This window comes from Phenylobacterium zucineum HLK1 (genome assembly GCF_000017265.1).
Taxonomy (GTDB): domain Bacteria; phylum Pseudomonadota; class Alphaproteobacteria; order Caulobacterales; family Caulobacteraceae; genus Phenylobacterium; species Phenylobacterium zucineum.
The window spans coordinates 3,591,576-3,614,804 of the sequence record NC_011144.1 but is presented as its reverse complement, the minus strand read 5'-3'; the positions used below and the strand labels follow the sequence as shown (position 1 = coordinate 3,614,804).

The 23,229-nt window shown below is 70.7% G+C and carries 25 protein-coding genes; 14 read left to right on the top strand and 11 right to left on the bottom strand.

Annotated features, from left to right (window positions below; all coding sequences use genetic code 11):
- Positions 1-2 precede the first annotated feature (2 nt).
- A complete protein-coding gene (locus PHZ_RS17645; RefSeq protein WP_012523731.1) occupies positions 3-1,772 on the bottom strand; it encodes an ATP-binding protein in 1,770 nt (589 codons plus the stop codon).
- Between the two features lie 125 nt (positions 1,773-1,897).
- Between PHZ_RS17645 and PHZ_RS17640 the strand changes: the two genes are divergently transcribed.
- Entirely contained in the window at positions 1,898-2,254 is a 357-nt protein-coding gene (locus PHZ_RS17640; RefSeq protein WP_012523730.1) for a phage holin family protein, read from the top strand.
- 60 nt (positions 2,255-2,314) lie between these two features.
- Positions 2,315-2,491 (top strand): hypothetical protein, encoded by a 177-nt coding sequence (locus tag PHZ_RS23265; RefSeq protein WP_183280302.1) that lies wholly within the window; start codon positions 2,315-2,317, stop codon positions 2,489-2,491.
- A 67-nt stretch (positions 2,492-2,558) separates the two neighbouring features.
- On the opposite strand, the gene groL is transcribed toward PHZ_RS23265, so the two are convergent.
- Complete coding sequence (gene groL / locus PHZ_RS17635) at positions 2,559-4,202, bottom strand: chaperonin GroEL (protein ID WP_012523729.1); 1,644 nt, start codon at positions 4,200-4,202, stop codon at positions 2,559-2,561.
- Between the two features lie 48 nt (positions 4,203-4,250).
- Entirely contained in the window at positions 4,251-4,562 is a 312-nt protein-coding gene (groES, locus tag PHZ_RS17630; RefSeq protein ID WP_012523728.1) for a co-chaperone GroES, read from the bottom strand.
- Positions 4,563-4,778: 216 nt separating this feature from the next.
- On the opposite strand from groES, the gene PHZ_RS17625 reads away from it, so the two are divergent.
- Positions 4,779-5,996 (top strand): SAM-dependent methyltransferase, encoded by a 1,218-nt coding sequence (locus tag PHZ_RS17625; RefSeq protein WP_012523727.1) that lies wholly within the window; start codon positions 4,779-4,781, stop codon positions 5,994-5,996.
- On the opposite strand, the gene PHZ_RS17620 is transcribed toward PHZ_RS17625, so the two are convergent.
- Positions 5,993-6,406, bottom strand: a complete 414-nt coding sequence (locus tag PHZ_RS17620) for a group III truncated hemoglobin (protein ID WP_041373675.1) — start codon at positions 6,404-6,406, stop codon at positions 5,993-5,995. The genes PHZ_RS17625 and PHZ_RS17620 overlap by 4 nt on opposite strands.
- Positions 6,407-6,490: 84 nt before the next feature.
- Here PHZ_RS17620 and PHZ_RS17615 point away from each other — a divergent pair, with 84 nt between their 5' ends.
- Positions 6,491-7,192 carry a NifU family protein gene (locus PHZ_RS17615; RefSeq protein WP_012523725.1) on the top strand — a complete coding sequence of 234 codons (702 nt, stop codon included), beginning with the start codon at positions 6,491-6,493 and terminating at the stop codon, positions 7,190-7,192.
- On the opposite strand, the gene PHZ_RS17610 is transcribed toward PHZ_RS17615, so the two are convergent.
- Both PHZ_RS17610 and ctaD read right to left on the bottom strand, forming a co-directional pair.
- A complete protein-coding gene (locus PHZ_RS17610; RefSeq protein WP_012523724.1) occupies positions 7,189-7,635 on the bottom strand; it encodes an RrF2 family transcriptional regulator in 447 nt (148 codons plus the stop codon). The genes PHZ_RS17615 and PHZ_RS17610 overlap by 4 nt on opposite strands.
- A 106-nt stretch (positions 7,636-7,741) precedes the next feature.
- Positions 7,742-9,397, bottom strand: coding sequence for a cytochrome c oxidase subunit I (gene ctaD / locus PHZ_RS17605; protein WP_012523723.1), 1,656 nt, complete (start codon positions 9,395-9,397; stop codon positions 7,742-7,744).
- A 150-nt stretch (positions 9,398-9,547) separates the two neighbouring features.
- Between ctaD and PHZ_RS17600 the strand changes: the two genes are divergently transcribed.
- The 3 genes from PHZ_RS17600 (at position 9,548) to PHZ_RS17590 (ending at position 11,001) form a co-directional block, all read left to right on the top strand.
- Positions 9,548-9,955 carry a hypothetical protein gene (locus PHZ_RS17600; RefSeq protein ID WP_041373674.1) on the top strand — a complete coding sequence of 136 codons (408 nt, stop codon included), beginning with the start codon at positions 9,548-9,550 and terminating at the stop codon, positions 9,953-9,955.
- A 25-nt stretch (positions 9,956-9,980) separates the two neighbouring features.
- Positions 9,981-10,343, top strand: coding sequence for a VOC family protein (locus PHZ_RS17595; protein WP_012523722.1), 363 nt, complete (start codon positions 9,981-9,983; stop codon positions 10,341-10,343).
- A 262-nt stretch (positions 10,344-10,605) separates the two neighbouring features.
- Positions 10,606-11,001, top strand: coding sequence for a hypothetical protein (locus PHZ_RS17590; RefSeq protein ID WP_041373673.1), 396 nt, complete (start codon positions 10,606-10,608; stop codon positions 10,999-11,001).
- Positions 11,002-11,054: 53 nt separating this feature from the next.
- Here the strand turns inward: PHZ_RS17590 and PHZ_RS17585 are convergent, their stop codons facing one another.
- Complete coding sequence (locus PHZ_RS17585; protein WP_012523721.1) at positions 11,055-12,353, bottom strand: acyl-CoA dehydrogenase family protein; 1,299 nt, start codon at positions 12,351-12,353, stop codon at positions 11,055-11,057.
- 135 nt (positions 12,354-12,488) lie between these two features.
- Here PHZ_RS17585 and PHZ_RS17580 point away from each other — a divergent pair, with 135 nt between their 5' ends.
- From PHZ_RS17580 to PHZ_RS17565, 4 genes are all read left to right on the top strand, one after another.
- Complete coding sequence (locus PHZ_RS17580) at positions 12,489-13,814, top strand: acyl-CoA dehydrogenase family protein (protein WP_012523719.1); 1,326 nt, start codon at positions 12,489-12,491, stop codon at positions 13,812-13,814.
- Between the two features lie 99 nt (positions 13,815-13,913).
- Complete coding sequence (locus PHZ_RS17575) at positions 13,914-15,206, top strand: MFS transporter (RefSeq protein WP_012523718.1); 1,293 nt, start codon at positions 13,914-13,916, stop codon at positions 15,204-15,206.
- Between the two features lie 174 nt (positions 15,207-15,380).
- Positions 15,381-16,145, top strand: a complete 765-nt coding sequence (locus PHZ_RS17570) for a sulfite exporter TauE/SafE family protein (protein ID WP_012523717.1) — start codon at positions 15,381-15,383, stop codon at positions 16,143-16,145.
- Between the two features lie 244 nt (positions 16,146-16,389).
- Positions 16,390-17,040: a GNAT family N-acetyltransferase gene (locus PHZ_RS17565; protein ID WP_012523716.1), complete on the top strand. Its 651-nt coding sequence runs from the start codon at positions 16,390-16,392 to the stop codon at positions 17,038-17,040.
- Here the strand turns inward: PHZ_RS17565 and PHZ_RS17560 are convergent.
- Positions 17,033-17,488 carry a DUF6265 family protein gene (locus PHZ_RS17560; protein ID WP_012523715.1) on the bottom strand — a complete coding sequence of 152 codons (456 nt, stop codon included), beginning with the start codon at positions 17,486-17,488 and terminating at the stop codon, positions 17,033-17,035. The two genes, PHZ_RS17565 and PHZ_RS17560, sit on opposite strands and share 8 nt — an antisense overlap.
- Positions 17,485-17,937, bottom strand: a complete 453-nt coding sequence (tadA, locus tag PHZ_RS17555) for a tRNA adenosine(34) deaminase TadA (protein ID WP_041374385.1) — start codon at positions 17,935-17,937, stop codon at positions 17,485-17,487. Before tadA ends, PHZ_RS17560 begins: the two co-directional genes overlap by 4 nt.
- 12 nt (positions 17,938-17,949) lie before the next feature.
- On the opposite strand from tadA, the gene PHZ_RS17550 reads away from it, so the two are divergent.
- Together PHZ_RS17550 and rsmD are read left to right on the top strand one after the other, a co-directional pair.
- Complete coding sequence (locus PHZ_RS17550) at positions 17,950-19,182, top strand: pseudouridine synthase (protein ID WP_083770989.1); 1,233 nt, start codon at positions 17,950-17,952, stop codon at positions 19,180-19,182.
- A gap of 2 nt (positions 19,183-19,184) precedes the next feature.
- The gene (rsmD, locus tag PHZ_RS17545) at positions 19,185-19,748 is read left to right on the top strand and encodes a 16S rRNA (guanine(966)-N(2))-methyltransferase RsmD (RefSeq protein WP_012523713.1); all 564 of its coding nucleotides are present in this window, start codon (positions 19,185-19,187) and stop codon (positions 19,746-19,748) included.
- On the opposite strand, the gene mutL is transcribed toward rsmD, so the two are convergent.
- Positions 19,745-21,613 (bottom strand): DNA mismatch repair endonuclease MutL, encoded by a 1,869-nt coding sequence (gene mutL, locus PHZ_RS17540; protein ID WP_012523712.1) that lies wholly within the window; start codon positions 21,611-21,613, stop codon positions 19,745-19,747. The genes rsmD and mutL overlap by 4 nt on opposite strands.
- Positions 21,614-21,663: 50 nt before the next feature.
- On the opposite strand from mutL, the gene PHZ_RS17535 reads away from it, so the two are divergent.
- Positions 21,664-22,626 carry a TraB/GumN family protein gene (locus PHZ_RS17535; protein WP_012523711.1) on the top strand — a complete coding sequence of 321 codons (963 nt, stop codon included), beginning with the start codon at positions 21,664-21,666 and terminating at the stop codon, positions 22,624-22,626.
- Positions 22,627-22,641: 15 nt separating this feature from the next.
- Here PHZ_RS17535 and PHZ_RS17530 read toward each other — a convergent pair whose 3' ends face one another.
- Positions 22,642-23,196 carry a DUF3035 domain-containing protein gene (locus PHZ_RS17530; protein ID WP_041374382.1) on the bottom strand — a complete coding sequence of 185 codons (555 nt, stop codon included), beginning with the start codon at positions 23,194-23,196 and terminating at the stop codon, positions 22,642-22,644.
- Positions 23,197-23,229 lie beyond the last annotated feature (33 nt).

Below are 23,229 nucleotides of genomic sequence, written 5' to 3'. Positions count from 1 at the left end.
CCTCAGGCGACGTCGCGGGGCTGGTGGCGGGCGGCCATCACCCGCTCGATCGCCGCGAACAGCTCGGCGGGCTGCACCGGCTTGCCCTGCAGGGCGTCGAAGCCCAGGGCCTTCAGCCGCTCCTCCTCGCCCGGCGCGCCGTCGGCGGTCAGCGCGATCACCGGGATGTCCTGCGGCCCCGCCGTCCCGGCGCGGATCCGCCGAACGGCCTCGAGGCCGTCCATCACCGGCATGTGCACGTCCATCAGCACGAGGTCGAAGAGATCCACCTGCAGGCGCTCCAGGGCGTCGGCGCCGTGGACCGCGGTCTCCACCGCCGCGCCGGCGGCTTCCAGCAGCGCGCGGGCGACCGCCAGGTTGATCGGGTTGTCGTCGGTCACCAGCACGCGCAGCGGCGGCAGCGCGACCTCCGGAGCCTCGGACACCTCCACCGGCCCGCCCTCCGCCGCCGGCAGCGGCAGCCACACGCGGAAGGTCGAGCCGCGGCCCGGCTCGCTCTCGACGCCGATCTCGCCGCCCATCATCGTGGACAGCCGGTGGCAGATGGACAGGCCCAGCCCGGTGCCGCCGAACCGCCGCGCCGTCGAGGCCTCGGCCTGGCTGTAGGGGCGGAACAGGCGGGCCACCTGTTCGGCGGTCATGCCGGGGCCGGTGTCGCTGACCAGGATCTCCACGCCGCCCTCGCCGTCGGCGTGCGGCGCCCGGCGGAGCGCCAGGGCGACGCGGCCCGCCTCGGTGAACTTCAGCGCGTTGGAGAGCAGGTTCAGGATGATCTGCCGCACGCGGGTCTCGTCGCCCAGCACGTGCGCCGGCAGCTCGGGGTCGATGTCGCAGTCGAGCTCCAGGCCCTTGGCGGCGGCGGCCTCGGTCCACAGCTGCAGCGACTGCTGGCTGACGGCGCGCAGGTTGAACGGGGCGACCTCCAGGTCCAGCCGGCCGGCCTCGATCTTCGAATGGTCGAGCACGTCGTTGAGGATGGCGAGCAGGCCGTCGCCCGAACGGACGATGGTGTCGGCGTACTCCCGCTGGCGGGGCGACAGGTCGGTCTGCTGCAGGGCCCGCGCCATGCCCATGACCCCGTTCATCGGCGTGCGCAGCTCGTGGGTGACCATGCTGAGGAAGGCCGACTTGGCCTCGTTGGCGTCGTTGGCCCGCCGCTCGGCGTCGGCCAGGGCGGCCGCGCTGCGGGCCGTGGCCCTGGCCGCGATCGCCACATAGGACAGCGCCATGGTGAAGCCGAAGCCGACGATAGCCAGGCTCTGCGCGTCGTAGCCGCCCCCGACCAGCGGCAGCAGCATCCAGAGGAGGGCGGCGGGAAGGCCCATCGCCGCCAGCGCCGCCGGGGTGCGGGACGAGAACCCCTGGGCGTGGACGAGGACGGTCACCAGGATGGCCATGGCGGCCAGGCGCAGCGACTCTTGACCCGACAGCCACCCGCGCAGGGCCAGGGCGCACCAGGTCAGGCCCGCGAGGGTCATCCAGGTCAGGTACCAGAAGCGGGCCGGGCGGGTCAGGGCGCCTCCGGTCCAGGCCGCGCGGGAGGCGATCCGCGCGCCGGCCTCGGTGGCGGCGAAGGCGGCCAGCCAGCCCATGCTCCAGGCCAGGCCGAAGGGCTGCACGCAGAGCAGCGCGGCGACGACGCCGGCTGCGACGCGGACCGCCACCACGTCCCACGAGGTGCGGGCCACGATGTCCAGCCGCTCGTCCAGCACCTTCCAGCGCGCGCCCGCCACGCCGTCCCCCGATTGTCGCCCCGTCGCCTGGGGACCCAAGCCCCCAGTATAGTTAATATTTTGAACTGTTCGCCTGATACAGTCCAGCTTGGTGTAACCGGGCGTCCCTCGGTTGCAGTCGCGGGGAAACGCCGCTCTAGTGCCGCCAGGAACGGGAGGCGCCCATGCTGGCCAGGTTCATCGTCCGGGCGATCTTCGCCGCGCTGGGTCTCTGGGCGGCCTCGAAGATCGTCCCGGGGGTGCGGGTGGACGACACGGGCACGCTGATCGTCGCCGCCGTGCTCCTGGGCCTCGTCAACGCCTTCGTCAGGCCGGTGGTGGTGCTCCTGACCCTGCCGATCACCATCGTGACGCTGGGGCTGTTCCTGCTGGTGGTGAACGCCGCCATGATCGGCCTGGTGGCCATGATGCTGGGCGGCTTCCGGGTGGACGGCCTCGTCCCCGGCGTCCTGGCGGCGATCGTCACCGGCGTCGTGAGCTGGATCGGCAACATGGTGGCGCGCGAGCCCGAGCGCGGCTGAGACCGTTTGCGCCGGACGGCCGTTTGGGCGAAGGAGCCCGCAACACGCCGGAGGCCGCCTTTGTCGATCGAGAACCATCCCGGATACGCCCGCTGGCAGGCCGCCAAGGAACGGCTCGAGGACGCCAAGCTGCTGCTCGACCAGGTGACGACCGACGCCGAACGCGCCGTCGTCCAGCGCGAGGTGGACGACGCCCAGGAGGAGTACGACGCGGCCGTGGACGCCATCGTCGGCTAGGCCCGCGCCAAAGAAAAAGGGCGGAGCCTCGCGGCCCCGCCCTCCATCTTCATGCTGAGCGTCGGACTTAGAAGTCCATGTCGCCCATGCCGCCGGGCATGCCGCCCGGAGCGCCGCCGGCGCCGCCCTTCTTGGGGGCCTCGACGATGGCCGCTTCCGTGGTGATCAGCAGGCCGGCCACCGAGGCGGCGTCCTGCAGGGCGGTGCGGACCACCTTCGCCGGGTCGATCACGCCGGCCTGCACGAGGTCGACGTACTCTTCCGTCTGGGCGTTGAAGCCGAAGGTCGGCGAGGCGTTCTCGAGCACCTTGCCCACCACGATCGAGCCCTCGACGCCCGCGTTCTCCGAGATCTGACGGATCGGAGCCTGCAGGGCGCGGCGCACGATGGCGATGCCGGCTTCCTGGTCGTCGTTGTCGCCCTTGAAGCCGTCGAGCACCTTCGAGGCCTTCAGCAGGGCGACGCCGCCGCCGGGGACGATGCCTTCTTCCACCGCAGCGCGGGTGGCGTTCAGGGCGTCGTCGACGCGGTCCTTCTTCTCCTTCACCTCGACTTCGGTCGCGCCGCCGACGCGGATCACCGCGACGCCGCCCGCGAGCTTGGCGAGACGCTCCTGGAGCTTCTCCTTGTCGTAGTCGGAGGTGGTGTCCTCGATCTGCTTCTTGATCTGGGCGATGCGGCCTTCGATGCCGCTCTTGTCGCCCGAGCCGTCCACGATCGTGGTGTCTTCCTTGGTGATCGTGACCTTCTTGGCCCGGCCCAGCATGTCGAGGCTGACGTTCTCGAGCTTGATGCCGAGGTCTTCGCTGATCAGCTGGCCGCCGGTCAGGATCGCGATGTCTTCCAGCATGGCCTTGCGGCGGTCGCCGAAGCCTGGAGCCTTGACGGCCGCGACGCGCAGGCCGCCGCGCAGCTTGTTGACCACGAGGGTCGCCAGCGCTTCGCCCTCGACGTCTTCAGCGATGATCAGGAGCGGGCGGCCCGACTGGACCACGGCTTCCAGCACCGGCAGCAGGGGCTGCAGCGAGGAGAGCTTCTTTTCGAAGAGCAGGATCAGCGGCTCTTCGAGGTCGGCCTCCATCTTCTCGGCGTTGGTGATGAAGTACGGCGACAGGTAGCCGCGGTCGAACTGCATCCCCTCGACGACGTCGAGCTCGGTCTCGGCGGTCTTGGCCTCTTCGACCGTGATGACGCCTTCGTTGCCGACCTTTTCCATGGCGCGGGCGATCATCTCGCCCACTTCCACGTCGCCGTTGGCCGAGATGGTGCCGACCTGGGCGATCTCGCTGTTGGCCGAGACCTTCTTGGAGGTCGCCTTGATCTCCTCGATGACCTTGGCCACGGCCTTGTCGACGCCGCGCTTCAGGTCCATCGGGTTCATGCCGGCCGCGACCGACTTCAGGCCTTCCACGACGATGGCCTGGGCCAGGACCGTGGCGGTCGTGGTGCCGTCGCCGGCCTTGTCGTTGGTCTTCGAGGCCACTTCACGGATGAGCTGGGCGCCCAGGTTCTCGAACTTGTCCGACAGCTCGATTTCCTTGGCGACCGACACGCCGTCCTTGGTCGAGCGCGGGGCGCCGAACGACTTCTCGATGACGACGTTGCGGCCCTTGGGGCCGAGGGTCACCTTCACCGCGTTGGCGAGGGTGTTGACGCCGCGCAGCATGCGGTCGCGCGCGTCGGAGGAGAAATAGACGTCTTTGGCAGCCATGTGTGCTGTCCTTCTTCTGATTGGGTGCGTGGAAAGCGGTGCGGCGCCTTAGGCGGCCTTCGCGGCCTTGTCGGCCTCGAGCACGCCGAGGATGTCGCTTTCCTTCATGATCAGCAGGTCTTCGCCGCCGAGCTTGACCTCGGTGCCCGACCACTTGCCGAACAGGATGCGGTCGCCGACCTTCACGTCCAGCGGCTGGACCTTGCCGGTCTCATCGCGGGCGCCGGGGCCGACGGCGATGACTTCGCCTTCCTGCGGCTTTTCCTTGGCGGTGTCGGGGATGATGATCCCGCCCCGGGTCTTCTCTTCTTCCTCGACGCGCTTGACGAGGACGCGGTCTCCCAGAGGACGAAACGCCATGATGATCTTTCTCCGTTCGAGACGGTGCCAAATTCAAAGGGGACGGAAGCGCCGAAGGGCCGCCTGTTAGCAGTCTCGGCCCTTGAGTGCTAACGTCGGCGGGGAGGTAAGAAAGAGGCGAACGGGAGTCAAGACGGCGCCTGCAGGATCCACGTTCGGGAACCTTGGCCGTAGCGGCGCCGTTCCTATCTTCGGTCGGAGATGTGGGGTGCGGTGATGAGCCTGCAATCCTTTCTGCGGAACACCGTCCGCGAGGGCGACCTGACCCTCGAGCTTCCGGGCGGGCATGTCCTGAAGCTGGGCGACGGCTCGGGCCCGCCGCTGAAGGCCAGGATCACCAGCGCGGCCTGGGCGGCCCGGATCGCGGCCAAGCCGGGCCTCGGCGTGGGCGAGGCCTATGTGGACGGCGGCCTGGTGCTGGAACAGGGCGACATCGCCGACTTCATCGACCTGATCGGCGCCAACGCCAAGTTCAAGAAGCGCAAGAAGCGCGGGCCGCTCGCCCGCTGGTGGCGCGACCGCCGCCGCGAGGCCAATCACCGCCGGGCAGCCCGCCGCAACGTGGCCCACCACTACGACCTCTCGAACGAGCTCTACCGGCGCTTCCTCGACGAGGACATGCAGTACTCCTGCGCCTACTTCGCCCGGCCGGACATGACGCTCGAGGAGGCCCAGCTCGCCAAGAAGCGGCACATCGCCGCCAAGCTGGCCCTCCAGCCCGGCCAGACGGTGCTGGACATCGGCTGCGGCTGGGGCGGCATGGCCCTGACCCTCGCCGAGGAGACCGGCGTCGAGGTGGACGGAATCACCCTGTCGACCGAGCAGCTCGCCCTCGCCCAGCAGCGGGCCGAGGCCAAGGGGCTCTCGGGGCGGGCGCGCTTCTCGCTCACCGACTACCGCGACGTGCCGGGGCCGTACGACCGCATCGTCTCCGTCGGCATGTTCGAGCACGTCGGCCGCCCCAACTACCAGGCCTATTTCGACGGGGTCGCACGGCTCCTGAAGGACGACGGCGTGGCCCTGATCCACTCCATCGGCCGGCCGGAAGGGCCCAACGTCACCAACGCCTGGGTCGCGAAGTACATCTTCCCCGGCGGCTACATCCCGGCGCTGTCCGAGGTGCTGCCGGCGATCGAGCGGGCCGGCCTCTACGTGACCGATATCGAGATCCTGCGGCTCCACTACGCCGAGACGCTGAAGAACTGGCGCGAGCGGTTCGCCGACCGGCGGGAAGAGATCGCCGGCATGATGGACGAGCGCTTCTGCCGGATGTGGGAATTCTACCTCGGCATTTCCGAGATGGCCTTCCGCCATCGCGGCCACTTCGTCTTCCAGGTGCAGCTCGCCAAGCGGATCGACGCCCTGCCGGTCACCCGCGACTACATGGGCGAGGCCGAGCGGGCGCTGACCTCGCCGGCCCGTCGGGTCGCCTAGGCGGCCTCGCCGCGGCTGGCGGCGATCCCCAGCTGCAGGCTCTGGGCGATCATCTCCGCGCGGACCTTGAACAGCGCCGCGGCGGGCGGCGGGCAGACCTCGTCGGCGGTCTGGCCGAACAGATGCAGCCAGTGGGCGAAGTGCGTCCCCCGGATCCCGCCCACCTGGATGTGGGCGGCCATCGGCGCGCCCTTGAAGCGGCCGGTCATCAGCAGGACCGAGGACCAGAAGTCGCACATGCGCGCCAGGTGCTCGTCCCAGCCGTCGCCGATCACGCGATCGAAGATCGGCCCCAGCGCCGGGTCACGGCGCACCTTGCCGTAGAAGGCGTGCACCAGGGCCTCGATCATCGGCTCGGTGACCCCGGCGGCGGTTCCGGGCGCGAGACGGGCTCGGTCGGCGGCGTCCATGGTGGGCCTGCTTCTAAAGATGCATAAGAAATATTGCTTCTAAGTAGACGACGCGCTAGGTGAGGGCAAGCGCGAGGAGCCGCCGTGCTCATCCTCACCGAAACCACGCCCAACCCCGAGGCCCGCAAGTTCCTGCCGCATGCCCGGCTGACGGACGGGACCGCCCACGCCTTCGATCGTACGGGGTTCGACCCGGCGGCCTCGCCGCTGGCGGCGCGGCTGTTCGCCCTGGGCTCGGTGCGCCACGTCCTGATCGCCGAGGACTTCGTGACCGTCACGCGCGAGACGGACGGCGAGGCCTGGACCACCTTGCGGATCAAGGCCATCGCCGAGATCGCCGACCACCTCGAGAGCGGCGCGCCCGCCGTGGCGGCCGAGGGCGCGGACCCGCCCGACCCCGAAGAGAGCCAGGTGGAAGGCGAGATCCGCCAGGTGCTGGGGCTGTACGTCCGGCCGGGCGTGGCGCGCGACGGCGGCGACGTGCTCTTCGACCGTTTCGAGCCCGACACGGGGGTGCTGTGGATCCGCATGCAGGGCGCCTGCGGCGGCTGTCCCTCCTCCAGGCTGACGCTGAAGGCCGGCATCGAGCAGATCGTGCGGCGCTACGTGCCGGAGGTGCTGCGGGTCGAGGAGGCGACCGACGAGGCCGAGGTCCAGGAGGGCGCGGCCTCGCGGCTGAAGCGATGGGCCGAACGGTTGCGCGGCGGAGCGCCCGGCGGGCCGCCGAAAGCCATCTTCACCCACAAGGGCCAGGTCGTCCGCGCGCCGGCCGAGCCGGGGGCCTAGGCCTCGGCGAGGGCCGGCTGGCCCAGCAGGGCCCGCAGCGACTCGGGCTGCCGCGCGAGGTCGGCGATGGTGTAGCGGTCCAGCACGTCCATGAACGCGGTGCGCGCCTCGACCAGCACCCCCTTCAGCCGGCAGGCCGGCGTGATCACGCAGCCGTCGGCGCGCCCCAGGCAGGGCGCCAGCGCCATGTCGCCCTCGGTGCGCCGGACCAGTTCGCCCACCCCGATGGACTCGGCCGGCCGGGCGAGCCGCAGGCCGCCGTTCTTGCCGCGCACCGTCTCGATATAGCCAGCCCGCCCCAGGTCGAAGACCACCTTCATCAGGTGGTTCTTGGAGATGCCGTAGCCGGCGGCGATCTCGGCGATGGTCGGCCGCCGGTCGGGGTGGACGGCGATGTACATCAGCACCCGCAGGGCGAAGTCGGTGTAGCCGGTCAGACGCATGTTACCCGCCGTGTCGCTTCAGCCGACCATGCTAGCCCCCCGGACCCGCGGCAGGATAGGGGCGCGGGCGCGCCCTTCCGTCCCAGGTCCGGCTTCAGGTCTGACTTCAGGGCTTGTCCCCCGTGATGACCGGCAGCTCGTTGAAGGTGTGGTGCGGCGGCGGCGACGGCAGGGTCCACTCCAGCGTCGTCGCCCCCTCGCCCCAGGGGTTGGCCTCTCCCTTCCGCCGGCGGATGGCCGCCTCCAGCACCACCAGCAGGAAGACCCCCATGCTGGCCGCCATGATCACGTAGCCGATGGACGAGACCTTGTTCCACAGGGCGAAGGCCTCGGGATAGTCGACGTAGCGCCGGGGCATGCCCTGCAGGCCCAGGAAGTGCTGCGGGAAGAAGATGATGTTCGTGCCGATCAGGAACACCCAGAAGTGCAGGTTCCCGAGCGCCTCGTTGTACTTCACCCCGAAGATCTTCTCGAACCAGTAGTAGAAGGCCGCGAAGATCGAGAACACCGCGCCCAGGCTCAGCACGTAGTGGAAGTGGGCCACCACGTAGTAGGTGTCGTGGACGCCCTGGTCCATGGCCGCGCTGGCCAGGACCACGCCCGTCACCCCGCCGATCACGAAGACGAAGATGAAGCCGATGGCCCACAGCATCGGTGTGCGGAACGAGATGGACCCGCCCCACATCGTGGCGATCCAGGAGAACACCTTGATCCCGGTCGGCACGGCGATGACCATCGAGGCGGCCGAGAAGTAGGCGGTGAGCGCGAGGCTCATGCCGACCGTGAACATGTGGTGCGCCCACACCACCGAGCCCAGCACCCCGATGGCGGCCATGGCGGCCACCATGCCCAGGTAGCCGAACACCGGCTTGCCCGAGAACGTCGCCACCACATGGCTGATGATCCCGAAGCCCGGCAGGATCATGATGTAGACCTCGGGGTGCCCGAAGAACCAGAACAGGTGCTGGTACATCACCGGGTCGCCGCCGCCCGCCGCGTCGAAGAAGTGGGTCCCGAAGTTGCGGTCGGTCAGCATCATGGTGATGGCCCCCGCCAGCACCGGCAGGGTCAGCAGCAGCAGGAAGGCGGTGATCAGCACCGACCAGGCGAACAGCGGCATCCGCAGCAGCGTCATGCCCGGCGCGCGCATGTTCAGGATGGTGGTGATGAAGTTGATCGCGCCCAGGATCGAGCTGGCGCCGGCCAGGTGGATCGAGAGGATCACGAGATCGACCGAGGGGCCGCTGTGCCCGCTGGTGGAGAGCGGCGGATAGAGCGTCCAGCCGGTTCCCGCGCCTTTGCCGGGACCGCCGTCGACGAACAGGGACAGCACCAGCAGCGTGAAGGCCGCCACCAGCAGCCAGAACGAGACGTTGTTCATGCGCGGAAAGGCCATGTCCGGCGCGCCGATCATCAGCGGCGTGAAGTAGTTGCCGAACGCGCCCATCTGGGCCGGCATGACGGTGAAGAACACCATGATCAGCGCGTGCGCCGTCACGGCCACGTTGAACCCGTGCTTGCCCTCGAACGCGCCGAGCTGGGCCAGCCACGAGCCCTCGCGGAACACCTGCACGCCCGGCTCGTAGAGTTCCCAGCGCATGAGGCCGGACAGCGCGCCGCCGATCAGTCCCGCCACCACGGCGAAGACCAGGTAGAGCACGCCGATGTCCTTGTGGTTCGTCGAACAGAACCAGCGGGTCCAGAAGCTCGGGGCGCCGTGAGGCCCGGAGTCCCCGATCGCGCGTGTTCCAGCCATCGCCATAAGCTCCCCAGCCATGTTGAAGATATATCGGGGATACATCTTAGGCGTCGCCATAAGCAATATCTGGAATGTTCCTTTTGCTGCTTTTCCTGCTGGAGGGCGGCGGGCGGGGCCGCTAGGTTCGGTCGAACGACTGTATGGAGATCCCGCATGCGCCGCGCCGTCACGCTTGCCGCCGCCTTCGCCCTCGCCGCCGCCGGCGGCGCGGCCGCCGAGACCTGGACCAAGTTCGCCGACGGCCCCAACGGGACGGAGTGGTCGTACGACGCCGACTACACCTACAAGGATCGGCAGAGCGGCCGGATCGTCGTGATGCAGGCGGTCTCCAAACCGTCGGCCAATATCGGTCCCTCGGGCCCCGGCAAGCCGGACGGCGTCGGCTACGTCTACGCCATCGACTGCGCCAAGAAGAACCTGATCACCGTGGCGTCCTACAAGCCGTCCGTGGCGCTGGAGATCCGGCGAATTGGCGCGACGAGAAGCCGAAGAAGGCGAGCGGCCCCGAGAACGAGGCCCTGGTGGCGGCGGTCTGCCCGCACGCGGCCCATGTTCCGGTGAAATAGGCTCGCCGGGGCGATCCGCCATGCTCGACCACGTCACCCTCAGGGTCGCCGATTTCGACCGTTCGCGGGCCTTCTACGACGCGGCGCTGCAGCCGCTGGGGCTGACGGTGGTGATGAGCGAGGGCCGCGCGGCGGGCTACGGCAAGGACCGGCCGTTCTTCTGGATCGGCGAAGGGGCAGGCGGGGCAGGAGCCCATGTCGCCTTCGCGGCGCAGGATCGCGCGAGCGTGGACGCCTTCTACGCCGCCGCCATCGCCGCCGGCGGCCGGGACAACGGCCCGCCCGGTGTGCGCGCCCACTACCATCCGACCTACTACGGCGCCTTCGTGCTGGACCCCGACGGGAACAACATCGAGGCCGTGCGCCACGCGCCGCCGGCGTAACAAAGTTCGTCCGGCTTAACGCAAGCTTGACCTTAGCGGGCGCAGACTGCTCCGCATGGGATGGTGGGTGAAACTGACGCCGGCGGTGGCGGTGATCGGCCTGGTGGCGATCGCCGTCGCGATCACGACACGGCGTCCTCTGTACATCTGAGGGCCGCGCGCCCTTGACCTGGCAGGTAATCGACGGGCGGCCACCCGCGAGGGAGCCTTCATGCGTCCGCGGCCCCCGTCCATGGGGCCGCTCTCGTGAAGGAGCCTTCCCATGTCCGCCGTCCGTTCGAACTTCCTGCGCGCGGTGATCGCGCTGGACGCCGCCGCATGCGGCGTCCTGGGGCTGGGCCTCGCCGCCGGCGGCGCGGCGGTCGCGGGCCTGCTCGGCCTGCCGCTCGCGCTCACCCAGCCCGTCGGCCTCTTCCTGATCGGCTATGCCGGTCTTCTCGCCTGGCTGGCGCTGCGACCCTCGCTCCCCCGGGCGGTCGTCTGGTGCCTGGTGGGCTTCAATGTCCTCTGGGCGATGGAAAGCGTCCTGCTGGTGGTCCTGGGGTGGGTCCACCCCACCGCGCTTGGAATGGCGCTGGTGGTCGGCCAGGGCCTCGCCGCCCTGGTGGTGGCCGACCTGCAGTTCCTCAGCCTGCGCCGCGCCCGCGCGGCGGCCTGAGGGGGGCTCCTGAGGCGGGAGAGGGCGGCCCGGGCGGCCGCCCTCGCTTCGTTCTACCGGATGCCGACGGCGATCCGCTCGGCCTCCCGCTCGGCGCGGATCTTGGCCTGCAGGTCGCCGTAGCGGGACATCTCCAGCCGGGCGATGGTGCGGTTGTGGACCTCGTCGGGACCGTCGGCCAGCCGCAGGGTCCGCTGGTTGGCGTAGGCGCGCGCCAGGCCGAAGTCGTCGGCGACCCCGGCCCCGCCGTGCGCCTGGATGGCATCGTCGATCACCTGCAGCGCCATGGTCGGCGCCTGGACCTTGATCATGGCGATCTCCAGTCGGGCGACCTTGTTGCCGGCCTTGTCCATCATGTCGGCCGCCTTCAGGCACAGCAGGCGGGTCATCTCGATGTCGATGCGGGCGCGGGCGATCCGCTCCTCCCAGACCGAATGTTCCGACAGGTACTTGCCGAACGCCTTCCGGGTCATCAGCCGCTTGCACATCTTCTCCAGCGCCACCTCGGCCGCGCCGATGGTCCGCATGCAGTGGTGGATGCGCCCCGGCCCGAGCCGGGCCTGGCTGATCTCGAACCCGCGCCCCTCGCCCAGGATCAGGCTCTCCTCGACCGGCACGCGCACGTTCTCGAGCACGACCTCGGCGTGGCCGTGCGGGGCGTCGTCGTAGCCGAACACCGGCAGCATCCGGACCACCTTGATGCCGGGCGCGTCCATCGGGACCAGCACCTGGCTCTGCTGCTGGTGCAGGGGGGCGTCCGGGTCGGTCTTGCCCATGACGATGGCCACCTTGCAGCGCGGGTCGCCCACGCCGCTCGACCACCACTTGCGGCCGTTGATGACGTAGTGGTCGCCGTCACGCTCGATGCGGGTCTCGATGTTGGTGGCGTCCGACGAGGCGACCGCCGGCTCGGTCATCAGGAAGGCCGAGCGGATCTCGCCCTCCATCAGGGGCTTCAGCCAGCGGTCCTTCTGCTCGCGCGAGCCGAAGCGCTCCAGCACCTCCATGTTGCCGGTGTCGGGCGCCGAACAGTTGAACACCTCGGAGGCGAAGCCCACCCGGCCCATGATCTCGGCGATCAGGGCGTATTCCAGGTTCGAGCACTGCAGACCCTCGAACCTGAACGTCTCGTCCACCGGCGGATAGCCGGGCGAAGGCGGCATGAACATGTTCCAGAGGCCCTGGGCCTTGGCCTTGGCCTTCAGCTCCTCCACCACCGGGATCACCTTCCAGCGATCGCCCTCCTCGTGCTGGGCCTCGTAGGTCGGCACGGCGGGATAGACGTGGGCCTCCATGAACGCGGAGACGCGCCCGATGAGCTCCTTCTGGCGGGGGGAGTACTCGAAATCCATCTGCGGCCTCCGGTTCAAACGCTTGTTTGAATGTGTTATGGGCTGCGCGGACGAACAGTTGTTTGATTTTCCGCAATTCTGCGCCCATGGTCGGTCACCCCGATGACTGACGCCAGCGCTCTGGGAGGAGTGAGCATGAACAACATCGCTGCGGAACGCGCGAATTCGAGTTTCGGCCTTAGCCCGCAGGACGAGCTCAACGACCTGCGGATGTCCGACAAGGCGCTGCCGCTCTACAACCAGGTGAAGGAGTTCATCCGCGAGGTGGTCGAACCCGCCAGCGAGGAGTTCCACCGCCTGGGCGAAGGCCGTCCCGACGTCTGGGACTACGCCCCCGGCCAGCTCGAGGTGCTGGAAGCGGCCAAGGACAAGGCCAAGGCGGCCGGCCTCTGGAACTTCTTCCTGCCGAACGCCGAGACCGGCGAGGGCCTGTCGAACCTCGACTACGCCTACATCGCCGTCGAACTGGGCAAGAACCGGCTGGCGTCCGAGATCATGAACTGCGCCGCGCCCGACACCGGCAACATGGAGGTGCTGGAGCGGGTCGGCACGCCCGAGCAGAAGAAGCAGTGGCTGGAGCCGCTGCTGCAGGGGAAGATCCGCTCGGCCTACTGCATGACCGAGCTGAACACCGCCAGCTCGGACGCCAAGAACATCGACACCCGCGCCGTGCGCGTCGGCGACGAGTACGTCATCAACGGCGAGAAGCACTACATCTCGGGCGCGGGCGACCCGCGCTGCAAGGTGATGATCACCATGGTGCGGACCGGCGGCGAGAACGACCCGCCGCACCTGCAGCAGTCGCAGATCCTGGTGCCGCTGCCCTGCGAGGGCGTCGAGATCGTCGGCGGCCAGCAGGTGTTCGGCGACTACGACGCCCCCCACGGCCACATGCACATCCGCTTCAACAACGCCCGCGTGCCGGCCTCGAACATCCTGCTGGGCGAGGGCCGCGGCTTCGAGATCAGCCAGCTTCGCCTCGGCCCCGGCCGGATCCACCACTGCATGCGCGCGATCGGCTCGGCCGAGAAGGCGCTGGACCTGATGGTGATGCGCGGCATGCAGCGGGTGGCGTTCGGCAAGCCGATCATCCAACTGGGCGGCAACCTCGAGATCGTCAGCCGCGCGCGGATCGAGATCGAGGCCATGCGCCTGATGGTGCTGAAGGCCGCCAAGGCGATGGACGTCCTCGGCAACCGCGAGGCCCGGGTCTGGATCCACATGGTCAAGGCCATGGTCCCCGAGCGGGTCTGCAAGATCATCGACCAGGCGATCCAGATGCACGGCGCCCTGGGCGTGTCGCAGCACACCCCGCTGGCCCGCATGTACGCCAACACCCGCACCCTGCGGATCGCCGACGGTCCGGACGAGGTCCACCACATGGTCGTCGGCCGCAACGAGCTGCAGCAGTTCCGCGAGGGGCCGCACGACAGCTCGATGTCGGCGGTGTTCCGCAACTAACCTGAACAGACAGCCCTCCCCCCGCGGAAGGGGGAGGGCTGTAAGTTACCGCTAACATGTGCTGAACTCCCCGCATAACGATGTTGGGAGGACGGGCTCATGCAGGCGCTCGACGAGGCCCGGGTGCTGCGCAAGGTGGCGCTGCGCCTCCTGCCGTTCATCGGCCTCCTCTATTTCGTCGCCTATCTGGACCGGGTGAACGTCGGCTACGCGGCGCTCACCATGAACGCCGACATCGGCCTGTCGGCGGCGGCCTACGGCGCCGGCGCCGGCATCTTCTTCCTGGGCTATTTCCTGTTCGAGGTGCCCTCGAACCTGATCCTCGAGAAGGTGGGCGCGCGGCGCTGGATCGCCCGCATCATGGTCAGCTGGGGCCTGTTGTCGGCCGGGATGGCCCTTATCGACGGGCCCGTCGCCTTCTACGTCGTCCGCTTCCTGCTGGGCGTGGCCGAGGCCGGCTTCTTCCCGGGCATGATCCTCTACCTGACCTACTGGTTCCCCTGGAGCGAGCGGGGGCGGATCGTGGCGGCGTTCATGCTGGCGATCCCGATCTCGGCGGTGGTCGGCGCGCCGCTCTCGACGGCGCTCCTGGACGTCTCGGTGTTCGGCCTGGCCGGCTGGCGGACGATGTTCCTGTTGGAGGGCCTCCCCGCGGTGGTCCTGGGCGTCGTCGTCTTCTTCTGGATGACCGACCGGCCCGCCGCGGCCGCGTGGCTGAGCGATCCGGAGAAGGCGACCCTGCAGCAGGCGTTGGACCGCGACCATGTGGCGGCCGAGGACAGCCACCTGCATTCCCTCCGCCACGCCCTCACCAGTCCTAAGGTCTGGAAGTACGCCTTCGTCTATTTCGGCGCGGTCATGGGCAGCTACGGCCTGGGCCTCTGGATGCCGCAGATCGTCAAGGGCTTCGGCGGGCTCACCAACCAGCAGACCGGCCTTGTGACGGCCGTTCCCTACCTGCTGGCGGCGATCGCCATGCTGCTCTGGGGCCGGCACGCCGACCGCACCGGCGAGCGGCTGTGGCACTTCATCCTGCCGGCGCTGCTGGCGGCGGGCGGCTTTCTGCTGGCGGCGACGAGCCGTGAGACGGCGGTGCAGTTCGCGGGCCTCGCCCTCGGCGCGATCGGGGTGAACGGGGCCTGCTCGGCGTTCTGGGCCCTGCCCACCCGCTTCCTCCGGGCCAGCGCGGCGGCGGGCGGGATCGCCCTGATCAACTCGGTCGGCAACCTGGCCGGCTACCTCGGCCCCTACGTCATGGGCTTCCTGCGCGAGCGGACGGGCGCCTATGGCGCGGGCCTGCTGGCGCTGTCGGCGGCGCTCGTCGCCTCGGCCCTGCTCGCGCCCGCCTGGAGCCGACGCCGAAGCCTGGCCCTGACCCCCGGCTCCGTGTAAGCGAACGCCGTCAGATGACCGGCCACGACGCCATCCCTCACGCCCTTTCCTAAGGCGCTCGCCCGATGCGGCTCGCAGCGCCTCCCGCTCTCCGCGCACGGTGCGCTGGAGGCCCGCCGTCCGGAGGAGCCTGTGCCTCCTCCGCGAGGCGGGCTCCACATCCGGAGGATGATCATGACCCTTCTGACCGGCGGCTTCGTCGTCGCCATGGCCTTCATCACGGCCACCCTGTCCGGCGTCTTCGGCATGGCCGGCGGGCTCGTCCTGATGGGGGCGCTCGCCCTGGTGCTGCCGGTGCAGGCGGCGTTCGTCGCCCACGGCGTGCTGCAGCTCGTCGCCAACGGCTGGCGGGCGGTCCTGCATCGTAGGCACGTCCGCTGGGACATCGTCGGCTGGTACGCCCTGGCCTCCCTGGTCGCGGGCCTGGCGGTGGCGCTGCTGGCGTTCACGCCGTCCAGGCCGCTGCTGTTCCTGCTGCTGGGCCTCGTGCCGCTGCTCACCTGGCTGCCGCAGCGGTGGGTCCGGCTGGACGCGGCCCGCCCGCCTCAGGCGTTCCTTTCGGGCCTGTCGGTCACCGGGCTGAACCTGACGGCGGGCGTCGCCGGGCCGCTGCTCGACATCTTCTTCGTCCGCACCGAGCTGTCCCGCCACGCCATCGTCGCCACCAAGGCCGCGACCCAGGTGTTCGCCCACCTGGCCAAGATCGTGGTCTACGGCGCGCCCCTGGCCGTGCGCGCCGGGGCCGGGGGGCCGGGGGAGGGCCTGCCGCCCTGGCCGGTCTTCGCCCTCGCCATCCCGCTCTCCATAGCGGGGACCGTCGCCGGCGGCATGGTGCTGGACCGGATGAGCGACGTGAACTTCAAGCGCTGGACCCGCTGGATCGTGACCGCGATCGGCCTCGTCTACCTCGTCCAGGCGGCGCGGCTGCTGGCCGCGTGAGGCGCAAAAAAAAGAGCCGGGCCAAAAAGGCCCGGCTTGGGAAGTTCATAGGGAGGAAACGCCCAGGATGGGCACGCCTTCAGGTATGTCTGCGCCCCCATCCCGCAAGGCCGCTGTCGAAAAAATTTGGCCCCACGCCGGAAAAAAGAGTTTCGGCTGCCGAAGTGGTCCGGGGCTCTTGCCGCAACTGGACCTGTCGGCCAGTCCACTTGCCGGCTAGCCAGGCCTCAGAAGGAGCCGCGCCATGTCCGAACCCGTCCTCGCCGGAGCGCCGACCCTCGCCGCCGTTCCGCCCCCGCTGCGGCTGGAGCCCCGGCCGCTGGAGAACCGTTTCGTGCGGCTAGAGCCGATGGCCGAGACGCACCGCGAGGGGCTGAGGGCGGCCGTCGACGCCGACCAGCGGATCTGGACCGAGCTCTATCCCTATTCCTGGGCGAACGAGCACTTCGACCCGGCCTGGGCCAAGCTGCAGGCCGACCAGGCCCGGGGCGACACCGTGGCCTATGCGGTGATCGCGGGCGGCGAGGTCGTGGGGATCACGACCTTCTACGGGATCGACCGGGCGAACCACGTGCTGGAGGTCGGCGGCACCTACTACCGGCCGGGCGCGCGGGGCGGGGCCGTCAATCCGGCGGCCAAGCGGCTGATGATGGGCGAGGCGTTCGACAGCGGCGTGCGGCGAGTGGTCTACCGGGTGGACGCGCTCAACGCCCGCAGCCTGGCGGCGGTGACCAAGCTGGGCGCGGTTCAGGAGGGGATCCTCCGCCAGGACCGGTTCACCTGGACCGGCCGCATCCGCGACACGGTGATCTTCTCCGTCTTGGCGGACGAGTGGCCCGCCGTGCGCGAACGGCTCGACGCGCGCCTGGCCGCTTACTCGGCGGCGTTCACCTGACCCGTCGGTAGCGCCACTCCTCGCGGCGGGGCTTGCCGTCCTGCAGCCCCTCGATGCCGGCGCAGAGGTCCTCGCCGCAGCGGCGGTAGAAGACCCGCTGCGGGAAGTCGTGGGCCTTGTTCTCGAACACCGCCTCGCCCTCGGCGCCGCCCTCGGCCCTGGGCAGCATCACGAACGCCGTCGGCGCTTGGCCGGGCAGGAGGGCGGTGAAGATGATCCCCGCCGGTTCGGCGCTGATCCGCACATATTCGACGAAGGGCTTGCGGCCGGGGCGGTTCGTCTGGCTGACGCCCGCCATTACGCCGTCCCGCGGGGCCAGCCAGGTCTCCTGGACGAGCGTCCCGTCCGGCCGCTCCTGGACCCAGGCGCCGCTCATCCACGAGAGCTCGCCGACATCGGCGGCGGCTCCGGCCAACACGGCGGCGGCGACCAGGCCCGCGACGATCATGCCTTGGCTGCCGTTTTCCGCCGGGCGCGGAAGAAGGCCTTCAGCATAGCCGAGCTCTCCTCGGCCAGCACGCCCCCCGTGACCTTGGGCCGCCAGTGGCAGGTGGGCTGGTCGAAGAACCGCGGGCCATGGACGACCGCGCCGCCCTTCGGGTCCTCCGCCCCGAACACCAGCCGGCCGATGCGGGCGTGGCTGATGGCGCCCGCGCACATGGCGCAGGGCTCCAGCGTGACGACCAGGGTCAGGCCGGTGAGCCGGTAGTTGCCGAGCCGTTCGGCGGCGGCGCGCAGGGCCAGGATCTCGGCGTGGGCGCTCGGGTCGTGGGCGGAGATGGGGCTGTTGGCGCCGACCGCGATCACCTCGCCGGTGGCCGGATCGACCACGACCGCGCCCACCGGCGTCTCGCCCGCCGCGGCGGCGGCTTGCGCGGCTTCGAGCGCGATGCGCATGGTGCGGCAGTCATGATCCACGATCCGCACCGAACCGGCCGGGGCCCCTCCGGTCAAGCCCGCCTGTCCGACGATCCCCCTGAGTCCGGGAGCGAACCTGGGGGCGAACCCGGGACCGAACTCGGGGGCGAACGTATCGCCAAGCTCCTGGCGCGCTCGGGCGTGGGCTCGCGCCGCGACGTCGAGCGCCTGATCGCCGAGGGGCGGGTGGCGATCAACGGCCAAGTCCTGACCACGCCGGCGGTGAAGGTCGAGCCGGGCGACATCCTCACCGTTGACGGCGCCGTCGTGGGCGAGCCCGAGCCGGTGCGCGTGTTCCGCTACCACAAGCCCGTGGGCCTGGTGACGACGCACAAGGACCCGCAGGGGCGGCCGACGGTGTTCGAGGCGCTGCCCGAGGGCCTGCCGCGGCTGATCTCGGTGGGACGGCTCGACCTCAACTCCGAGGGCCTGCTGCTGCTGACCAACGACGGCGGCCTCGCCCGGGCCCTCGAGCTGCCGGCCACCGGCGTCGTGCGCCGCTACCGCGCCCGGGCGCACGGCCGCATCACCCAGGAGCGGCTCGACACGCTGAAGGACGGCATCACCGTCGAGGGTGTGCGGTACGGCGCCATCGAGGCGCGGCTCGACAAGGCCAAGGAGGGCCACCAGGGGGCGAACCTCTGGCTGACGGTCACCCTGCAGGAGGGCAAGAACCGCGAGGTGCGCCGGGTGCTGGAAGCGCTGGGGCTGAAGGTGAACCGGTTGATCCGCCTGTCGTACGGCCCGTTTGCGCTGGGCACGCTCGATGTCGGCGAGATCGAGGAGGTGGGGCCGCGGGTGATCCGCGAGCAGCTGGAAGGCCATATCCCGCCTGAGAACATGCCCAAGGGCGACCGGCCGCAATACCGCTCGCCCGCCCGCAAGTCGCGGCGCGCCCAGGCCGAGAGCCGGCAGGCCGAGCTGGTCCCGCCCCGCCCCGAGGCGCCGGCGAAGAAGGCCTACAAGGCCGGCTGGGCCAAGCCGAAGGCCAAGGCGAAGCCGCACGCCAAAACCGCCGGCAAGGCGGCTAAGGCCAAGCTGCAGGCCAAGATCGAGGGGAAGACCATCGGGCCGCGCCACGAGCCGGCCGCCGGCAAGCGCACGGCGTCCCAGGGAAAGCCGCCGGGGCGGCCGAAGGGCGGTCCCCAGCGTGGTCCCCCGCGCGGACCCGCCAATCGAGGAGGCGGGCGGCCGCGCACCACGGCTCCGCGGGGCCGGGGATAGCCATGCGCATCGTCTCGGGGGAATTCCGCGGCAAGGCCCTGGTCACGCCGCCGGGCCAGGGCACGCGCCCGACGTCGGACCGCGCCCGTCAGGCCATCTTCAACATCCTCGAGCACGCGCCCTGGTCGCCGGGCGTGCGCGACCTGCGGGTGATCGATCTGTTCGCCGGTTCGGGGGCGCTGGGCTTCGAGGCGCTCTCGCGTGGGGCGGCCTTCTGCCTGTTCGTCGAGACCGACGAGGCCGCCCGCGGCGCGATCCGCGAGAACGTGGACGGGATGGGGCTCTTCGGCCGCACCCGCGTGCACCGGCGCGACGCGACCCAGCTGGGCGTCCGCCCCGGCGCCGACGGCCCGGCGTTCGACCTGGCCTTCCTCGACCCGCCCTACGGCAAGGGCCTGGCCGAGGTGGTGCTGGCCCGCCTCGTCGAGGGCGGCTGGCTGGCCAAGGACGCGGTGGCGGTGGTGGAGCGCGGGGCCGGCGAGCCGCCGCTCGAAGCGCCCGGCTACGAACTGCTGGACGCGCGCGAATACGGCGCGGCCAAGGTCTGGTTCCTGAAGGCGCCCTAGCGCCGTCCGAACAGCCGCTCGATGTCGGCCAGTTTCAGCTCGACGTAGGTGGGGCGGCCATGGTTGCACTGGCCGGAGTGGGGCGTGGCCTCCATCTGGCGCAGCAGGGCGTTCATCTCGGGCGCCGTGAGCCGGCGGCCGGCGCGCACCGAGCCGTGGCAGGCCATGGTCCCGCAGACCTCCTCCAGCCGCTCCTTCAGCGCCAGGGCCTGGCCGTTCTCGGAAAGGTCGTCGGCGATGTCGCGCACGAGGCCCGCCGCGTCGGTCTCGCCCAGCAGGGCCGGCACCTCGCGCACCAGCACCGCGCCGGGGCCGAAGGCCTCCACCACCAAGCCGAGGGCCGCCAGCTCGTCGGCGCGGGCGACGACCCGTTCGGCCTCGGCGGGATCGAGCTCCACCACCTCGGGCAGCAGCAGGGCCTGGCGGGCGACGCCGCCCTCGGCCATCTCGGCCTTCATGCGCTCGTAGACGAGGCGCTCATGGGCGGCGTGCTGATCGACGATGACCACGCCGTCGCGGGTCTGGGCGACGATGTAGGTCTCGTGCACCTGAGCGCGGGCGGCGCCCAGCGGATAGTCCACGGGATCGAAGACCGGGGCGGGCGAGGCCGCCTCGGCCATGCCTCCAGCGGCGTAGGCGTCGAGGGCCTCGGGCTCGGCCCGGGCCGAGACTTCCGAGAGGCCGGGCAGGATCTGCGCTGCGGCGGCGGCGGGCGAGGGCGTCCAGCCGCCCTGACGCCAGGCCGAGAAGCCGGCGGCGGACGGCTGCGGCGGCGGCATCGATTGGGGCCGGAAGCCGCCCAGGGCGGCCATGGAGACGGTGGTGGAGGCGCGGTGGCCGGCGGCGGCGAGCGCATGACGCAGGCCGCCGACGATCAGGCCGCGCACCAGGCCGGGGTCGCGGAACCGCACCTCGGCCTTGGCCGGATGGACGTTCACGTCCACCTGGCTGGGGTCCAGTTCCACATAGAGCGCCGCCAGCGGATGGCGGTCGCGGGCCAGGAAGTCGGCGTAGGCGGCCCTGAGCGCGCCCTGCAGCAGCCGGTCGCGGACTGGCCGGCCGTTGACGAACAGGTACTGGTGGGCGGCGTTGCCGCGGTTGAAGGTGGGCAGGCCGGCGAAGCCCGACAGGCGCACGCCCTCGCGCTCGTGGTCGATGGCCAGGGCGTTGTCCGAGAACTCGCGGCCCATGATGGCCGACAGGCGCGCCAGCCGGCCGTCTGGACCGGCCGCCTCGGCGGGCAGGCGCAGGGTGCGGCGGCCGTCGACGTCGAGGGCGAAGCTCACCGCCTCGTGGGCCATGGCCTGGCGCTTCAGCTCCTCGGTGATGGCGAGGGCCTCGGCGCGCTCGGACTTCATGAACTTCAGCCGCGCCGGGGTGGCGTAGAAGAGGTCGCGCACCTCGACCCGGGCGCCGTGCGGCCCCGGGAAGGCCGCCGGCGAGACCGCTCCGACCGCGCCGCCTTCCACGAAGATGGCGTGGGCCTCGGCCTGGCTCCCATCGGCCTTGCGCGCGCGGCTGGCGATGGAGAGCCGGGCGACCGAGCCGATGGAGGGCAGGGCCTCGCCCCGGAAGCCGAGGGTGCCGATCCGCAGCAGGTCGTATTCGCCGTCCTCGCCCGGGTTGAGCTTGGAGGTCGCGTGGCGCTCGACCGCCACCGGCAGCTCCTCGGCCGAGAGGCCGCAGCCGTCGTCGGCCACCAGGATGCGGGTCAGCCCGCCTCCGTCGGCCTGCACCTCGATCTTCGTGGCGCCGGCGTCCAGGGCGTTCTCGACCAGCTCCTTCACCGCGCTGGCAGGCCGCTCCACCACCTCGCCGGCGGCGATGCGGTTGATGAGTTCGGGCGGGAGGCGGCGGATCGGCATGGCTGTAATTCGCAGGGATCGCCCTAGATAGTACGATTCCGAGGTCCCCGATGCGTGCGCTGAATCGTCTTGCCTGTCTCGCCGCCGTCGCTGCGGCTCTCGCCCTGCCGGCGAGAGCCCAGGCGCCCGAGGCGCAGGTCCCGCCCGATCCCGACGCGGCCCTGGTCGAGGAGCTGGTGGTCGTCGGCCGCCTGCCGGGGCCGGCGTGGTGGCGGGTCTCGGACGCGGACACGACGGTCTATGTCCTGGGCGTCCCCTCGCTGGCGCCCAAGCGGATGCAGTGGGACCGGACCATCTTCGAGCACCGACTGGAGGGCGCGAACGCCGTCGTCCTGCCGTTCACCAACATTCGGGCGAAGACCACGGGGATCCTGGGGGCCGGGTTCAACCTGCTGCGGCTGCGCTCGGGCGGCCCGTTCGAGAAGCACCTGGATGCGGCGACCCGCGCCCGGTTCGTGGCGGTGCGCGAGCGGATGGGCCTCGAGGCGAGACACTATCCGACCTCGAATCCCCTCGCCGCCGGCGTCCAGCTCGCCTCGGACTACCGGGAGGGGGCGAACCTGACGACCACCGACCCGGCCAAGCTGGTCGAGCTGCTGGCCCGGCAAAAGGGCGTGCCGGTGGTGGAGAAGACCTACGACATCGGGCCGCTGCTGGGGGCCATCATCCGCACCTCGCCGCAGATCGGGCGCGTCTGCTTCGAGGAGGTGCTGGCCCAAGCCGAGGCGGGGCCGGGCGTGACGCTGCAGGCGGCGCGGGCGTGGGCCGAGGGGGACGTTCCGGGCGCGCTCGAGAACGAGCGGACCTACGAGCGGTGCCTGACCATGATTCCCGGGGGGCGGGCGTTCGACGAGCGGATGAAGGCCGACACCGCCGCCGCCGTGGTCCGCCAGCTGGAGCGGCCGGGCCACGCCATCGTGCTCGTGCCGCTCAGGCCCCTGCTGGCGCAGGGCGGCGTGCTGGACCGCCTGCGCGGGCAGGGCTTCGAGGTGACGACGCCCGGAGAGCTGTAGGCCGCCTCGCGGGTTCTAGAGCCCGGGCAGCTTGATCCGGCTCTTGCCTTCGCGCTGGATGATGATCGGCTTCGATCCGGTGAGCTTGGCCACCCGCTCGGCCTCGGCCTCGGGATCGAGCGGGGCGGTGCTGTTGTCGAGGCCCGCGCCCGCCGCGGTGGCCGGCTCGTCCTTCTTCCAGAACATCACCCGGTCGGCGAAGCTCTTTTCCTTGTGGGCGATGTCGCCGAACTCGTCGTCGACGACGTAGCGGATCAGCGGGTCGGCGCGCTCGGCGCCGGCCTTGGCGACCAGCAGCTTCTCGCCCTCGGAGCGCAGCTCGGCCTCACGCTGGCCCAGCAGGGCGTTGCGCGCGGCGCTTTCCGGCTGCAGCTCCTGCGGGCGCGGCTCGCCGGGCGCCGGCGGACGCAGCGCGTAGTCGGGCGGCACTACGAGGGGCGCCTTGGTGACGACGCGGAACTCGTCCGGGGTCACCTTGGACATGCCCAGCGCCTTCTGGGTCGACTGGCAACCCGCCAGCCCGACGGCCGCAAGGGCCGCGGCGGCGACGATCACTCGGTTGACGCTCATGAACTTGAACAAGCTCCTTGGGCCGCCCCCGGC

What these genes read in the sequence shown, in the direction of transcription:
- PHZ_RS17640 (WP_012523730.1), top strand. Translation starts at nt 1,898, where the DNA reads ATGCTGGCCAGGTTCATCGTCCGGGCGATCTTCGCCGCGCTGGGTCTC.
- groL (WP_012523729.1), bottom strand. Translation starts at nt 4,202, where the DNA reads ATGGCTGCCAAAGACGTCTATTTCTCCTCCGACGCGCGCGACCGCATG.
- groES (WP_012523728.1), bottom strand. Translation starts at nt 4,562, where the DNA reads ATGGCGTTTCGTCCTCTGGGAGACCGCGTCCTCGTCAAGCGCGTCGAG.
- PHZ_RS17625 (WP_012523727.1), top strand. Translation starts at nt 4,779, where the DNA reads ATGAGCCTGCAATCCTTTCTGCGGAACACCGTCCGCGAGGGCGACCTG.
- PHZ_RS17620 (WP_041373675.1), bottom strand. Translation starts at nt 6,406, where the DNA reads ATGGACGCCGCCGACCGAGCCCGTCTCGCGCCCGGAACCGCCGCCGGG.
- PHZ_RS17610 (WP_012523724.1), bottom strand. Translation starts at nt 7,635, where the DNA reads ATGCGTCTGACCGGCTACACCGACTTCGCCCTGCGGGTGCTGATGTAC.
- ctaD (WP_012523723.1), bottom strand. Translation starts at nt 9,397, where the DNA reads ATGGCGATGGCTGGAACACGCGCGATCGGGGACTCCGGGCCTCACGGC.
- PHZ_RS17600 (WP_041373674.1), top strand. Translation starts at nt 9,548, where the DNA reads ATGCGCCGCGCCGTCACGCTTGCCGCCGCCTTCGCCCTCGCCGCCGCC.
- PHZ_RS17595 (WP_012523722.1), top strand. Translation starts at nt 9,981, where the DNA reads ATGCTCGACCACGTCACCCTCAGGGTCGCCGATTTCGACCGTTCGCGG.
- PHZ_RS17590 (WP_041373673.1), top strand. Translation starts at nt 10,606, where the DNA reads ATGTCCGCCGTCCGTTCGAACTTCCTGCGCGCGGTGATCGCGCTGGAC.
- PHZ_RS17585 (WP_012523721.1), bottom strand. Translation starts at nt 12,353, where the DNA reads ATGGATTTCGAGTACTCCCCCCGCCAGAAGGAGCTCATCGGGCGCGTC.
- PHZ_RS17580 (WP_012523719.1), top strand. Translation starts at nt 12,489, where the DNA reads ATGAACAACATCGCTGCGGAACGCGCGAATTCGAGTTTCGGCCTTAGC.
- PHZ_RS17575 (WP_012523718.1), top strand. Translation starts at nt 13,914, where the DNA reads ATGCAGGCGCTCGACGAGGCCCGGGTGCTGCGCAAGGTGGCGCTGCGC.
- PHZ_RS17570 (WP_012523717.1), top strand. Translation starts at nt 15,381, where the DNA reads ATGACCCTTCTGACCGGCGGCTTCGTCGTCGCCATGGCCTTCATCACG.
- PHZ_RS17565 (WP_012523716.1), top strand. Translation starts at nt 16,390, where the DNA reads ATGTCCGAACCCGTCCTCGCCGGAGCGCCGACCCTCGCCGCCGTTCCG.
- PHZ_RS17560 (WP_012523715.1), bottom strand. Translation starts at nt 17,488, where the DNA reads ATGATCGTCGCGGGCCTGGTCGCCGCCGCCGTGTTGGCCGGAGCCGCC.
- tadA (WP_041374385.1), bottom strand. Translation starts at nt 17,937, where the DNA reads ATGCGCATCGCGCTCGAAGCCGCGCAAGCCGCCGCCGCGGCGGGCGAG.
- PHZ_RS17550 (WP_083770989.1), top strand. Translation starts at nt 17,950, where the DNA reads ATGATCCACGATCCGCACCGAACCGGCCGGGGCCCCTCCGGTCAAGCC.
- rsmD (WP_012523713.1), top strand. Translation starts at nt 19,185, where the DNA reads ATGCGCATCGTCTCGGGGGAATTCCGCGGCAAGGCCCTGGTCACGCCG.
- mutL (WP_012523712.1), bottom strand. Translation starts at nt 21,613, where the DNA reads ATGCCGATCCGCCGCCTCCCGCCCGAACTCATCAACCGCATCGCCGCC.
- PHZ_RS17535 (WP_012523711.1), top strand. Translation starts at nt 21,664, where the DNA reads ATGCGTGCGCTGAATCGTCTTGCCTGTCTCGCCGCCGTCGCTGCGGCT.
- PHZ_RS17530 (WP_041374382.1), bottom strand. Translation starts at nt 23,196, where the DNA reads ATGAGCGTCAACCGAGTGATCGTCGCCGCCGCGGCCCTTGCGGCCGTC.